This window comes from Williamsia serinedens (assembly GCF_024171725.1).
Taxonomy (GTDB): domain Bacteria; phylum Actinomycetota; class Actinomycetes; order Mycobacteriales; family Mycobacteriaceae; genus Williamsia_A; species Williamsia_A serinedens.
In genome coordinates this window covers 86,795-100,869 of record NZ_JAMTCG010000006.1, presented here as the reverse complement: position 1 = coordinate 100,869, position 14,075 = coordinate 86,795, and the positions used below count along the sequence as shown (strand labels likewise).

General features: G+C 69.7%; 13 protein-coding genes. 8 read left to right on the top strand and 5 right to left on the bottom strand.

Going from position 1 to position 14,075, the window contains the following annotated elements:
* Position 1: 1 nt before the first annotated feature.
* Positions 2–943, bottom strand: coding sequence for an NADP-dependent oxidoreductase (locus LX12_RS16330; RefSeq protein ID WP_253655642.1), 942 nt, complete (start codon positions 941–943; stop codon positions 2–4).
* 144 nt (positions 944–1,087) lie between these two features.
* Between LX12_RS16330 and LX12_RS16325 the strand changes: the two genes are divergently transcribed.
* The 6 genes from LX12_RS16325 to LX12_RS16300 all read left to right on the top strand — a co-directional run bounded on the left by LX12_RS16325 (position 1,088) and on the right by LX12_RS16300 (position 6,442).
* Positions 1,088–1,762, top strand: a complete 675-nt coding sequence (locus LX12_RS16325; protein ID WP_253655641.1) for a DUF4166 domain-containing protein — start codon at positions 1,088–1,090, stop codon at positions 1,760–1,762.
* A 52-nt stretch (positions 1,763–1,814) separates the two neighbouring features.
* Entirely contained in the window at positions 1,815–2,255 is a 441-nt protein-coding gene (locus LX12_RS16320) for an SRPBCC family protein (RefSeq protein ID WP_253655640.1), read from the top strand.
* Positions 2,256–2,380: 125 nt separating this feature from the next.
* Complete coding sequence (locus LX12_RS16315) at positions 2,381–2,935, top strand: DUF6764 family protein (protein WP_253655639.1); 555 nt, start codon at positions 2,381–2,383, stop codon at positions 2,933–2,935.
* Between the two features lie 100 nt (positions 2,936–3,035).
* A complete protein-coding gene (gene ppk2, locus LX12_RS16310; protein ID WP_301284741.1) occupies positions 3,036–3,944 on the top strand; it encodes a polyphosphate kinase 2 in 909 nt (302 codons plus the stop codon).
* A 127-nt stretch (positions 3,945–4,071) separates the two neighbouring features.
* Positions 4,072–5,424, top strand: a complete 1,353-nt coding sequence (locus LX12_RS16305) for an HNH endonuclease signature motif containing protein (protein ID WP_253655637.1) — start codon at positions 4,072–4,074, stop codon at positions 5,422–5,424.
* 193 nt (positions 5,425–5,617) lie between these two features.
* Complete coding sequence (locus tag LX12_RS16300) at positions 5,618–6,442, top strand: hypothetical protein (RefSeq protein ID WP_253655636.1); 825 nt, start codon at positions 5,618–5,620, stop codon at positions 6,440–6,442.
* Here LX12_RS16300 and LX12_RS16295 read toward each other — a convergent pair.
* Genes LX12_RS16295 through LX12_RS16285 form a run of 3 tightly spaced genes read right to left on the bottom strand, consistent with a single transcriptional unit; the run spans position 6,416 to position 10,750 of the window.
* Positions 6,416–8,515, bottom strand: coding sequence for a prolyl oligopeptidase family serine peptidase (locus LX12_RS16295; RefSeq protein ID WP_253655635.1), 2,100 nt, complete (start codon positions 8,513–8,515; stop codon positions 6,416–6,418). The two genes, LX12_RS16300 and LX12_RS16295, sit on opposite strands and share 27 nt — an antisense overlap.
* Before the next feature lie 26 nt (positions 8,516–8,541).
* A complete protein-coding gene (locus LX12_RS16290) occupies positions 8,542–9,480 on the bottom strand; it encodes a cytochrome c oxidase assembly protein (protein ID WP_253655634.1) in 939 nt (312 codons plus the stop codon).
* Between the two features lie 49 nt (positions 9,481–9,529).
* The gene (locus LX12_RS16285; RefSeq protein WP_253655633.1) at positions 9,530–10,750 is read right to left on the bottom strand and encodes an NADH:flavin oxidoreductase; all 1,221 of its coding nucleotides are present in this window, start codon (positions 10,748–10,750) and stop codon (positions 9,530–9,532) included.
* A 113-nt stretch (positions 10,751–10,863) separates the two neighbouring features.
* On the opposite strand from LX12_RS16285, the gene lpdA reads away from it, so the two are divergent.
* Positions 10,864–12,252, top strand: a complete 1,389-nt coding sequence (gene lpdA / locus LX12_RS16280) for a dihydrolipoyl dehydrogenase (RefSeq protein WP_253655632.1) — start codon at positions 10,864–10,866, stop codon at positions 12,250–12,252.
* An 8-nt stretch (positions 12,253–12,260) separates the two neighbouring features.
* The gene (locus tag LX12_RS16275; RefSeq protein WP_253655955.1) at positions 12,261–13,145 is read left to right on the top strand and encodes a DNA-3-methyladenine glycosylase family protein; all 885 of its coding nucleotides are present in this window, start codon (positions 12,261–12,263) and stop codon (positions 13,143–13,145) included.
* 3 nt (positions 13,146–13,148) lie between these two features.
* Here the strand turns inward: LX12_RS16275 and LX12_RS16270 are convergent, their stop codons facing one another.
* Positions 13,149–14,042: a glycosyltransferase family 2 protein gene (locus LX12_RS16270; RefSeq protein ID WP_253655631.1), complete on the bottom strand. Its 894-nt coding sequence runs from the start codon at positions 14,040–14,042 to the stop codon at positions 13,149–13,151.
* Positions 14,043–14,075 lie beyond the last annotated feature (33 nt).

Genomic DNA, 14,075 nt, shown 5'->3' with positions numbered 1-14,075 from the left:
GTCAGGGCAGGAGGACGAACTTGCCGATCGGGTGCGACCGCTGGAGCTCGGTGTGTGCCGTTGTGACGTCGCTCAGCGCGAACGTCCGCGCGATCGGGGTGCGCAGGCGCCCGTCGGCGGCGAGGGCGAGCAGATCGGTCCGTGCGGCGTCGCGCCGGCGGCTGCTCTCGGGGTCGCCGCCTCCGATGCTGCGGAACCCGTCGGATTCCGCGCGCCCGAACGCCGCGATGGTGACGATGCGCGTGCGGTCCTCGACCAGCGCGAGCGAGACGTCGACCGCCTCGTCGGTGCCCACCGCGTCGTAGGCGACGGTCACCCCGTCGGGGGCCAGCTCGCGGACCCGATCGAGCAGACCGTCGCCGTACGCGACCGGCTCGGCACCGATCTCCCGGAGGAACCCGTGGTTCTCCTCCCGCGCGGTCCCGATGACCCGGGCGCCGGCGAGCCGCGCCAACTGCACGACCGCCAGACCCACCGCGCCGCTCGCCCCGTGGACCAGGAGAGTGTCGTCGGCGGTGATCCCGACGACCTCGAGGCCGTCGTGGGCCGTCGTCGCGGTGAGCAGCATGCCCGCCGCGACCTCCCACGACAGGGCCGAGGGCTTCGGTACGACCGCCGACGCCGGCTGCACGCTGCGCGCGGAGTACGTCCCGACGCCGCGGAACACGACGACCTCGTCGCCGACGGCGAGCGGACCGGCCGGGCCGGTGGTGTCGGGTCCGACGGCGACGATCACGCCCGCCCCCTCGTTGCCCAGCCGCATGGGCAGCGTGGACTCGTCGGACCCCATCGCGCCGCTGTACGTCTTGTACTCGACCGGGTTGACCCCGACGGCGTGGAAGTCGACGACCACCTCACCCTGCCCCGGGTCGGTGACATCCAGATCGCGGACGGCGAGGACCTCGGGTCCCCCGAAGGCGGTGGCGACGACGGTTGCGCTCATGTGGCGGACAACACGACCGTCGGGGGTGCTCATTCCGCCGACGGTGGTGCACGCGTGAGGTATCAGTGGTGCACGAGTGGCTTCCGGGGCGTCGGGGGCGGTAGTAGATTGCACAACCATGTCGCGGCGGGGCGGGGATGCAGCATGACCCCCGTGTACCGCGCTGCCCTGGGCGGCGACTTCGAGAAGTTGCACCCGAACATCCAGTGGCGGTACGGCGTCGACTCGACGTCGGGGATAGCCCAGGTGACGAGCGGGATCGTCGAGTCGGTCTACTGCACGTCGAAGCTGACCCCGCCGGTGCTGCGGATGTTCCGACGACGCAACGTCATGCCGACGACCACCAGCCGACTGGTGCCGTTCTTCATGGACAACTACTGCTACCGCGACGAGCGGGGTCGGGAGAACCTCGCCGTGATCCGTCGGTTCGCCTATTCCACCGGCGAGCAGAGACTGCACTCGCTGCTCGTGAACGGCTCCGGCGGTCTCGTCGACTACTTCGGCGACGGACCCGACATGCTCATCCCGCTGAACCCCCGGGTCGGCGAGGGCGGATCCCTGGTGTTGGAGAGCGAGCCGATGCAGATGCTCAGCCGCGGGATGAAGCTGGGCATGCGGGGGCTCTTCTCCACCTCGATGCGCTACGTGGAGGAGTGGGACGACGAGGAGCAACGCTTCCGACTCGACGCCACGGTGCGCAACGTGACCCTCGGCGAGATCATGCATTTCCGCGGGTGGTTCACCGCCGCGGATCAGCCGTGCACCATCCACGACATCCCTGACGAGGCGTGGCCGCTCCGCCTCGAGGACCGCGAGTAGCGCGGTCGCCGTTCCGCACAGCGGCGCGAACCGCACGGGGTAACTTCTCCCCATGGCTGTCCACGGAACCACCGACTTCGACGTCGACGCGCCCGCCTCCGTCATCATGGAGATCCTTCTCGACGTGGAGTCGCTCCCCGACTGGTCGGGTCCGCACAAGAGCGCCGAGATCCTCGAGACCGACGACGACGGTCGACCGAAGAAGGTCAAGCTGCAGGTCAGCATGTCCGGAGTCACCGACAACGAGGTCCTCGAGTACTCCTGGACCGACAACAGCTGCTCCTGGCAGCTCGTCGAGAGCGATCAGCTCAAGGCGCAGAAGGGGAAGTACACCGTCACCGAGAAGTCCGCGGACTCTTGCCATGTCGACTTCGAGCTCGAGGTCGACCTGAAGATCAAGCTGCCCGGCCTCGTCGTGAAGCAGGGTCAGAAGAAGGCCCTCGACACCGCCAAGAAGGGACTGACCGCGGAGGCCGAGCGCCGCTCGTCGTGACCGCGTGCCGGTCGTGACCGGATCGATGCGTGTCCCCACCTCGACGCTGCCGTGACGCGGGTACTGTTCACCTGTCCCTGACGGTGGTCGTCCGTCGGTCGCATCGAGATTCATTGAGGTGGTTCATGTTCGGGCATTCCGGTCAAGCCGTTCGTCGTCGTGTCGCGCTGCGCGCGGCCGTCGTCGGTGTCATCGGCACGGGCGCCATGGGCGTGCTGGGGACCATCGGTGCGGGCGGGGCGTCGGCCGCACCGCTCGTCTGCGACACCGTCGGTGCGAACCAGGTCAACCGGGTGGTCGGCGACGGCTCGTGCGGGGCCAAGTCCGACGCGACCTCGTCGGCGCACGGTGAGGACCGGTCGGGCGCCGGCAGTGCCATCGGTGCCGCCGCGAACCGCGGACATGCCAACGCGTACAACACCGTTCCCGGTGGGGCGGCGCTGGCCGGGGCGAGCAACAACTCGACGGCCTACTCGGTGACGTTCGGCCCCGGTGGCTTCGCGCTGTCCCAGGCACGCAACGGCGGCCTGACCGTCGCGATCGCCGGCATCGGTGGCACCACCTACGCCGGCCCGGACGGCGTGCGCTGCTCGGGTGGCTTCGCGGCCGCCTACGACAGCGTCACCGGCAAGTACTGCATCGGCACCGGCCGGAACTACCTGAACAACAGCGTGCGCTGAGCGCGGCGTTCACCCGCCCGCAACCACCACGTCGCCTGCGCGTCCTACATTCACGCGCGTGAGCGAACTCATCGATGCCCCACGGGCCGACCTCGTCGACCTGAGCCGTTCCGTCGGGCGGGACGAACTCGCCCGCGTCGTCGACCTCGCCGACACGTCCGGGTTCACCGTCGACGACAGCGACGACGACGACCCGCGGCTCATCGTGAGTCGTGACCACGCCGTCGTCGACACCTGGCGTGAGGACTACCCGTACGACGAGCGCATGGCGCGCCACGAGTACGAGACCGAGAAGCGCCTGCTGCAGATCGAACTGCTCAAGCTGCAGAAGTGGTCGAAGGAGACCGGCGCGCGCCACGTCATCCTGTTCGAGGGACGGGACGCGGCGGGCAAGGGCGGCACCATCAAGCGGTTCATGGAGCACCTCAACCCGCGCGGCGCCCGTGTGGTGGCGTTGGAGAAGCCGTCGGAGCGCGAGTCCACCCAGTGGTACTTCCAGCGCTACGTGTCGCACCTGCCCGCCGCCGGCGAACTCGTCCTGTTCGACCGCAGTTGGTACAACCGTGCCGGTGTCGAGCGGGTGATGGGGTTCTGCAGCGACGCCCAGCACGAGCGGTTCATCCGCCAGGTCCCGCTGTTCGAGCAGATGCTCATCGACGACGGCATCCACCTCGTGAAGTTCTGGTTCTCGGTCACCGCACTCGAGCAGCGCACGCGCTTCGCCATCCGTCAGGTCGACCCGGTGCGGCAGTGGAAGCTCTCGCCGATGGACCTCGCGTCGCTCGACAAGTGGGACCGCTACACCGCGGCGAAGGAGGAGATGTTCGCCGCCACCGACACCGACCTCGCCCCGTGGACCGTGGTGAAGAGCAACGACAAGAAGCGGGCGCGCGTCAACGCGATGCGCCACGTCCTGAGCCTCTTCGACTACGACGGCAAGGACGACACGATCGTCGGCACCCCGGACCCGCTGATCGTCGGACGCGCCCGCGACCTGCTGGGGGAATAGGCGGCAGTCCCGGCCCCGGGGCGTTCCGCGGAACGCTCGGATTGTCGGTGCACGTTTGTACGGTGGCGGCATCGGTTCGGGATGAGGGGGACTCATGTCGGTGACGGCGCTGCACGCGGTGGGTTCGATGTTCGACGACACCGCGATGGAGGAATTGAGCGACGCGCAGCTCGGTGAGCGCATCGTGGGGTACGCGGGGCAGATCGCAGCGTTGACGGCGCGGTTCTTCGATCTGCTGGTCGAGTTCGACACCCGCCACGGATGGTCGGGACACGGGATCGCGTCGTGCGCGCACTGGTTGTCGTGGAAGGCGGGGATGTCACAGCGGGCCGCCCAGGATCATCTGCGTGTCGCGCATGCGCTGACCGAGTTGCCCCTGCTGCATTCGGCTTTCGCCCAGGGGACGCTGTCGTACTCGAAGATCCGGGCGTTGACCCGCGTAGCCACTCCCGACCGCGAGGAGGAGTTGCGCAACGTCGCGCTGTCTGCGACGGCGGCACAGGTCGAACGGCTGGTTCGCTCGCTCCGGCACATCGACCGGCGTGACGAGGAACGGGAGTCCGGTGCGGTCGAGTCGCGGGGCCGATGGCGCTGGAACGACGACGGCACGCTGTCGGTGACGATGCGTCTCGCCCCGCTCGACGGGGCACGGTTCCTGGCCGGAGTGACCCGCGCGGAGTACGAACGCACCCGCACGCACACAGACGTCGACCTTCCCGCCGCTACGGACAGCGGTACGCCGCCGATCGATCCGGGCGAGCCCGCGTCGCGCGCCGATCTGTGGCGCGGTGTCCCGTCCGACATCGCCGAGGCAGTGATCGCGATGGCCGACACGGTCGCCGACGCGGTGTCGGTGCCCGAGTTCGTGCCCGGAGCGGAAATCCTCGTCCACTCCACCGAGGACGCCGACGGCAACTCGAGCAATCCTCATCTCGACGGCGGACCTGCCCTCGACGACGGTGAGGTCGACGAGGCGTCGTGCGGTGGATCAGTTCGCCGCGTCACCGACAAGCGAGGTCGCCACGGCGTCGTCCTGCGGTGGGGACGAAAGCGGCGGTTGCCGAGCCGACGTCTGCTGCAGGTCGTGTTCCAGCGAGACCGTGGCTGCCGCCACCCGGGATGCGGGCGGACGCGTCACCTGCACGCCCACCACGTGACGTTCTGGCGCGACGGTGGCACCACCGACCCCGACAACATCGTGCTGCTCTGCTCGACCCATCACCGGGCTCTGCACCGTGGGGAGTTCGGCATCGTCGCGCGCGGGCATCAACTCTTCACGTTCCACACACCCGACGGGTCCCTGCTCCGGGACGCACCGGCGATGACCGCACCCACCGGGTGGAGGCCCGACACCGCAGTCCCCGTCGACGGACTGACCACCGTCAACGGCGGGAAACTCGACCTCGGCTACACCACCGAAGTCCTCTACGCCGCGTGGGCCTGGCGACGTGAACAGGCCGAGCAGGTGGCCGCAGCGTGAGCGTTCCGCGGAACGCCCGCACCGACCTCCTGCGTCGCGTGGGGTGACCGGTCATGATGATGGAGGGTGATCGCGTCGTGTGTCTTGTCGTCGAGCCACCCTCGGGTGCTCGCTGACCACGACGCGGTGGCCCCCTCCATCCTCGAGAGCCCGTCCGGGCGTTCCGCGGAACGCGCTCGGTAGCGTGGGCCGGGTGCGCACGTTCGGTTCCGGTCTCGCCGTCCTCGTCGCGATCGTGGCCATGGTGGTGGCGCTGCCGGCCCTGTGGACCCACGAGCGGATCGTCGACCGGCAGGGGTTCGTCGCGTTCGTCGAGCCGATGGCCCACGATCGGCAGATCCAGGACCTCATCGCCGACGAGCTGACCCGGCAGATCACCGACCAGACGTCGGCGCCGGAGATCCTCGTCGCGCCCGCGACGCAGCGGTACACGCGCAGCGACCTGTTCCCACCGGACTTCGCCGACGTGCTCGGGCAGCAGCACGACTTCCTCTTCACCGAACCGACCACCGACGCCGAGCGGTCGAACGTGCTCGAGCTCGACCTCACCGACATGGTGAACCGGGTGGTGCAGCGGTTCGGACTGCCGTCGTCGATCCGTGTCGACGGCCCGATCCGCATCCCGCTCGGGGAGTCGCAGCGCAGCGGCCTCGAGGCCGGCCGGTACGCGCACACCGGCGACCAGGTCACGCGCACGGGGTGGCTCGCGCTCGCCGTCGCGATCGTCGCGGCGCTGCTCGCGCTGGTGATCGCCCGCCGACGCGGTGTCACGCTCGCGATGCTCGGCGTCGGCGCCGTCATCTCCGGCGCCGTCAGCTGGGGAGCCACCGGCATCCTCCGGGACCGCGCGCTCGACGAGTTCTCCGGCACCGACTCGTCGCCGCGTCAGGTCGCGCGGATCATCCTCGACCGCGCCGGCGACGACCTGCAGCACACCGCGCTGATCACGGGTGGCGTGGGGATCGCGGTCATCGCGGTCGGGGTCCTCTCCTCACTCGTCCTCGAGCGACGTCGCTGACACCGAACCCACCGTCTGCCAGAGGAACTCGTAGGCCAGCGCGGACTTGAACGCCGCCTGGCGGTTGTCCGCGGCGCCACCGTGCCCGCCCTCGATGTTCTCGTAGTACCGCACGTCGTGGCCCAGCTCCTCCAGACGTGCCGTGAACTTGCGCGCGTGCCCGGGGTGGACGCGGTCGTCCCGGGTCGACGTCGTCACCAGCAGTGCGGGGTAGTCGACGTCGGCGCGCACCCGCTGGTACGGCGAGTACTCGCGGATGAACGCCCACTGCTCGGGATCGTCGGGGTCGCCGTACTCGGCCATCCAGGACGCACCGGCGAGCAGCAGGTGGTAGCGGCGCATGTCGAGCAGCGGCACCTGGCACACGATGGCGCCGAACAACTCCGGGTAGCTCGTCGTCATCACGCCCATGAGCAGGCCCCCGTTCGACCCGCCCTGGGCGGCGAGCCGCTCGTGCGTCGTGATGCCGCGGGCGACGAGGTCGCGGGCGACGGCGGCGAAGTCCTCGTACGCGAGATGACGACCGGCCTTCAGTGCCTGGGTGTGCCACTCCGGCCCGTACTCCCCGCCGCCACGGATGTTGGCGACGACGTAGACGCCGCCGCGGGTCACCCAGCTGCGGGCGGCGATGGCCGCGTAGCCCGGCGTCTGCGAGATCTCGAACCCGCCGTAGCCGTAGAGCAGCGTCGGGCCCTGCGCGACGTCGTCGCGACGGACGACGAAGTAGGGGATGGCGGTGCCGTCGTCGGAGGTGGCGAAGAACTGCGACGCGGAGATCCCCTCGGCGTCGAAGAACGCCGGCGTCTGCTTGAGGACCGACACCGGTCCGTGGCTCGTGCCGTGCAGCAGGCTCGGCGGCGTGGTGTAGCTGCTCGCCGACAGGAAGATCTCGTCGCTGTCGTCGGGGTCGGTGTCGATCACCGAGACGGTGGCGAGCTCCGGCAGGCCCGCGATCTCGCCGTGCTCCCAGGTGCCGATGACGAGCGTGTGCAGCTCCGTCTGCACGTCGTGCAGGGTGACGAGGACGAGATGCGTCCCGGTGCACCGCACGTCCTGCAGGCTGGTGTGCGGGTCGGGCGCGAACAGCACGGTGCCGGTCGCGGTGCCGGCGAGGAAGTCGTCGTAGTCGAAGGCGACGAGGGTCCCGGCGGGATACGTGGTGTCGTCGCGATCCCATGCCGACCGGGTGAGGACCAGCAGCCAGTCCTTGCGGATCAACATGTGGCTGTCGTCGGGGACGTCGACGACGACGGGCCCGTCGGGACGGAGCTCCACGGTCTCCTGGTGGAAGAAGTCGACGGCGCGGACGGCGAAATCGCGCTCGTGGCCGGGCGTGTGGTCGTGACTGACCTGCACGGCCACGTCGGAGGTCTCGCCGGCGTAGACGACCTCGGCCGCGGCGAGAGGTGTCGCGCGGCGCCACCTCTTGACCACCCGTGGGTACCCGGAGTCGGTCACCGTCGGCACCCCGTCGTCGTCCACACCGAAGTCGGTGCCGACGAAGACCGTGTCGCGGTCGACCCAGCCGATGTCCGACTTCGCCTCGGGCAGAGTGAATCCCGCGTCGGGCCCGTCGGGATCGACCCAGGTCCGCTCGACGAGGTCGAACTCGCGGACCACCGCCGCGTCGGCGCCGCCGCGGGACAGCGAGATCAGCGCGCGGTCCCAGCTGTGCGGCAGCACGGTCGCGCCCTGCCACACCCAGTTCTCGCCGTCGACCCGCGCGACCTCGTCGAGGTCGATCAGGACGTCCCAGTCGGGGCTGTCGGTGCGATAGGACTCCATCGTGGTGCGACGCCACAGCCCGCGGACGTTCGTCGCGTCGCGCCAGAAGTTGTAGAGGAACTCGCCGCGCCGTCGGACGTAGGGGATCCGCTCGTCGGTGTCGAGCACCTCGAGCGCGCCCGCCTCCAGCTCGGCGAAGCGCTGCGAGCCGGTGAGTGCGTCGACCGTCGGCTGGTTGTGCCGGCGGACCCAGTCGAGGGCGTCCTCGCCGGTCACGTCCTCCAGCCACACGTACGGGTCGTCGCCGGTGTCGGGCGTGGTCGGGGCAGAGGTGCTCGTGTCGGTCACCCGCTCGATTGTGGCAGCGGTGGCGATCAGCGCCCGAAGCGGCGCCGCAGTTCGGGGTCGGCCTCCCACCACAGGCCGGCGGGCGCGGGTCCCGGGGCGGCGCTGTCCGTCGGCTCGACGCCCGCGTCCCGGTCGGCGGCGTCGAGGGCGGCGTCCACCTCGACGGCGACGGACTCCTGCTCCGCGCGGAACCGTCCGAACAGCGCGAGCAGGAACGGCAGCCCGACGACGTCGCCGAGTATCCACAGCACGCCGGCGCCGATGATCTGGTCGGTACGCGGCGACGGACCCCACCCGCGGTCCAGCGCCGCGTAGTACGCGTGGGCGATGTCGGGACCCTGCCACAGGACCACGCCCAGCAGCCCGTCGCCGATGGTCTCGACGAGCGTGATGAGCAAGGACAGCGACTGCGGGCGGCGATGCGGTACCGGGTCGAGCTGGAGTCGGGTGACGAAGTAGCCGAGACCCACGAGCACGAACAGCAGCCGGGTGGCGACGTCGAGGGCATCACCCCGCAGCACCGCGGTGTACCAGGGCGTCAGGTAGAACAGCCACGGGGTGACCAGGATGACCCCCGACGTGACCGCGGGGTGGGTCAGCGCGCGGGCGGCGCGCGAGCCGAGAGCGCGGTCGAACCGGGCGCGACCCGCCGGCGCGCATGCGTCGCGCAGCACGGTCAGCGGCATGCCGAGCGCGAGTCCGAACGGGGCGACCAGCAGCAGCAGCACGACCTGCAGCGCCCGCACCCAGAAGAGCGTGTCGGCGTACGCGCCGACCGAGCTCGCGGTCGCGACGATCCACACCCCGACGCCGAGCAGGCTGAACACCACACCGCGGCCCAGCGTGACCTGCGACCGTCGCCACCCCCACCAGTAGGCGCCCAGTGTGGCAACCGACACCGCCGTGGTGACGAGGTCGAGATGGCCTGTCGTGAGGGCGGTCTCGACGGTCAGCGGGCGGATCACGGACCCGAGTGTGCGCCGGGCGGGAACACGCTCGCCAGCCGCGCGGGGGTTACGCGGTGATTGTCGTGTTCTCCTCGACCAGCGGCACTGTCTCGGGCCGCAGCGGGCAGCGGGTCCTGGTGTAGATGGTCGGCATGCACCGGTTGCAGTGGATGCACTTCGACGTCGTCGACGGGTCGACCTCGATGCGCAGCGGCAGGTCGGGTTCGCGGAGCAGCGCGCGACCCATGGCCACGAAGTCGAACCCCTGCGACAGGGCCAGGTCCATCGACGCCCGGTCGGTCACGCCGCCGAGCAGGATCAGCGGCATCGACACCGCCTCTCGCAGCTGCTGGGCGAGCGGGAGCAGATAGGCGGGGCGGTACGGGTACCTCTTGAGGAAGAACGGCCCGGCCGCCTTCAGCCCCCACCGGAGCACACCGTGGAACGTCGCCGCGAACTCGGCGCGCGGGGCGTCCCCGTGGAACAGGTACATCGGGTTCAGCAGCGAGCTGCCGGCGGTCGGCTCGATCGCGTCGAGGTGGCCGTCGCCCTCGAGCAGCTGCGCCACGGTGCACGCCTCGTCGGGCATCAGTCCGCCGGGCACCCCGTCGTACATGTTCAGCTTCGCCCACACCGCGACGGAGTCGCCCACCTCCTCCCGGACGGCGGCGACCATCTCCCGCGCGAACCGCGCACGGGCGACGACGGACCCGCCGTAGGCGTCCTTCCGGCGGTTCAGCAGCGGGCTGAGGAAGCTGCTCGCGAGGTAGTTGTGGCCGAGGTGGATCTCGAGCGCGTCGAAACCGCTGTCGACGGCGATGCGCGCGCCGTGCCGCGCGGTCCGCATGAGGCCCGCGATCTCCTCGGTGGACGGGCGTCGGCACACCGCCATCGACGACGGCGCGACGCCCATCGGTGCCGGGATGCGCGACGGCGCCAGGGCACGGGCGCGATTCGACAGCGGGTTGGCGACCGGGCCGGCGTGACCGATCTGCGCGGCGACCAGCGCACCCTCGGCGTGGACGGCGTCGGTGAGTCGTCGCAGGCCGGGCGAGGCGTCCTCACGCAGCCAGATCTGGTGGCGGTCGGTGCGGCCCTCGGGGCTGATGGCGAGGTAGGCGACCGTGGTGAGCGCGACGCCACCGGCGGCGATCTCACGGTGGAAGTCGACGAGGTCGTCGGTGACGAGTGCGTCCGGGGTGCGGCCTTCGAACGTGGCGCACTTGATGAGGCGGTTGCGCAGCGTGAGCGGTCCCAGGCGCGCCGGGCTGAAGGGGGAGACGGCCATCCGTCGACGGTAACCCAGGAACGAGAACATGTTCTAGAAACGCACGTCGGGACGGTGTTCGCCCTGCGCGATCCCGACTGCGTGTGGCGGGTGTCGCAACGTAGGCTGAGCGCGTGGCAGAACACTTCGACACAGTTGTCCTCGGCGCAGGTCCGGGTGGGTACGTCGCCGCGATCCGGTGCGCCCAGCTCGGCCAGAAGGTCGCCGTCATCGAGGAGAAGTACTGGGGAGGTGTCTGCCTCAACGTCGGGTGCATCCCGTCGAAGGCGCTGCTGCGCAACGCCGAGCTCGCGCACATCTTCCACACGCAGGCGAAGACCTTCGGGATCTCCGGTGAGGTCTCCTTCGACTTCGGCGCCGCCTTCGACCGCAGCCGCAAGGTGTCGGAGGGGATCGTCAAGGGCGTCCACTTCCTGATGAAGAAGAACAAGATCACCGAGATCGACGGCTACGGCGTGTTCACCGGGCCGAAGGCGATCACGGTGGGCGACGACCGCGAGGTCACGTTCGACAACGTCATCATCGACACCGGCTCCTACGTCAAGCTGCTGCCGGGCGTGGAGCTGTCGGACAACGTCGTCACCTACGAGTCGCAGATCCTCACGCGCGAGCTGCCGGAGTCGATCGTGATCGTCGGTGCCGGCGCCATCGGCATGGAGTTCGGGTACGTCCTGGCCAACTACGGCGTCGACGTGACGATCATCGAGTTCCTCGACCGCGTGCTCCCCAACGAGGACGCCGACTCGTCGAAGGAACTCGCCAAGCAGTACAAGAAGCTCGGCGTGAAGATCCTGACCTCGACCAAGGTGAACAAGGTCGACGACCAGGGGTCGCAGGTCGAGGTGTCCTACACCGACGCCAAGGGCAACGACGACTCGGTCACCGTCGACAAGGTGATGATGAGCGTCGGTTTCGCACCGCGCGTCGAGGGTTTCGGTCTCGACAAGACCGGTGTCGAGCTGACCGAGCGCGGCGCCATCGCGATCGACGAGTTCATGCGCACCAACGTCGACGGCATCTACGCGATCGGTGACGTCACCGCCAAGCTGATGCTCGCCCACGTCGCCGAGGCCCAGGGCGTCGTCGCCGCGGAGACCATCGCCGGCGTCGAGACGATGCCGCTGGGCGACTACCGGATGATGCCGCGCGCCACCTTCTGTCAACCGCAGGTCGCCTCCTTCGGACTCACCGAGCAGCAGGCGAAGGACGAGGGACACGAGGTGAAGGCGACGTCGTTCCCGTTCACCGCGAACGGCAAGGCGCAGGGCCTCGGCGAGCCCGGCGGCTTCGTCAAGCTCATCACCGACACGAAGAACGACGAGCTGCTCGGCGCGCACCTGGTGGGCGACAACGTCTCCGAGATGCTGCCGCAGCTGACGCTCGCGCAGAAGTGGGACCTCACCGCCAAGGAACTGGCCCGGAACGTGCACACGCACCCGACCATGTCCGAGGCCATGCAGGAGACCTTCCACGGCGCGATCGGCCACATGATCAACCTCTGACGCCGGTGATCGACGGGGCCGACCGCGTCCGCGAGTGGACGCCGTCGTTCCCGCTCGACATCCGTCGGACGCTCGCGCTGCACAAGCGCGGCGGTTCCGACCCGACCCATCGGGTCCGCCCCGACGGTTCGATCTGGCGGACGAGTCACACCCCGGACGGGCCGGGCACCCTCGCGATCACGCGGAGGTCGGGGGTGGTCACCGGACACGGCTGGGGGCCCGGCGCCGACTGGCTGTTGGACCACCTGCCGTCGCTGCTCGGCGCCGACGACGACCCCTCGGCCCTCGTCGCGCGTGACCCGGTGGTCGCGCAGCTGGTGCGTCGCGGAGAGCACTCGGGCATCCGGCTCGGTCGTACCGATCGGGTGTGGGAGGCGTTCGTCCCCGCGGTGCTGGAGCAGAAGGTGGTCGGCAAGGAGGCGTGGCGGGCGTGGCGACACCTGGTGCGCCGCTTCGGGGTACCCGCACCCGGCGCACCCGACATGCACGTGTGCCCGCCACAGCACGAGTGGGCGTCGATCCCGTCGTGGGAGTGGCACCTCGCGGGCGCGGAACCCGTGCGGATGCGGACCGTCCGCCGCGGTGTCGCGTTCGACGTGGAACGTCACCACGAGCACCTGCGCACGCTGCACGGGGTGGGTCGATGGACCGAGTCCGAGGTGCGGTGTCGCGCCCTGGGGGATCCCGACGTGGTCCCGGTCGGCGACTACCACGTGTGCAAGACGGTGGGGCAGACGCTGATCGGCCGTCCCGTCGACGACGCCGGGATGTTGGAACTCCTCGAGCCCTACCGCGGGCAGCGGTACCGCGTCGTGCGGCTCATCGAGTTGTACGGGACCCGGCCCGAACGCCACGGTGCCCGGATGTCGATGCGCGACTACCGAGGGTTCTGACGGTCAGCCGATCGGGGATGCGCGAATCGTGATGCCCCGCCCGAACATCCGGCCCAGCGAGAAGCATTCGCGGTCGGGGTCCCAGGCGCGGTTGGCGGGCAGGAGTGTCATCGTGCGGACCAGTGCAAGCGTGTTCACGGCGGTCGCCAGAACGGCCATTCCCCACTTGCCGTGGTGCGCGTAGGTTCGCGGACCGCACGCCGCATACCTGATGAACGATGCCGGGCCCGAGAGCAGTCGTCGGCCGGACACCGTGGCGGTCATCCCGGGGATCAGTACGGTGTCGTGGCCGCGCGCGTGGAGCAGGAGACTACGGTCGAGGTCCTCGAAGAGATCCGGACGATGACTGACGTCGTCCTGGATCTCCTTCCACGCACCCGCCCTGATGACCGAGTTCGCCCCGGACAGCGCGGGCACGCGCAGCGGACCACCGGCCGCCAAGGCTGCTTCGGCCCTCGCCTGAAGACGGTTGTTCCGACGCCGATAGCGGTTCTGGAAGGGGAGGTCGTGCATGACCATGGGCCCCGTACCGGCAACCACCTCGGGGTGGGTGTCCATCACCCGGGTGATCGCTCCGGCCCACCCTGCGTCCAGGATGGTGTCGCAATCGACACTGGCGATGAGATCCTGTGACGCACACGAGAATCCGGTGTACCGAGCGAAGGCGACACCGGCTCGGGGCTCGCTCACGAGGCGGATCCTGTCGTCGTGTTCTGCGGCAGAACGGATGTGATCGGCGGTGTCGTCGGTGCTGTTGTTGTCGACGACGACGATCTCGGCCACGTCAGGGCCTTGGGCGCTGGCGCGTTCGAGGCATGCACGTACTGCGCTCCCCTCGTTGTACGCGGGAATGACAATCGAGATCGGCACAGGCATGACGATAGTCACGTCGGTCATTCGTACAATCGGTCGAACGGTCTACTCCGCGTA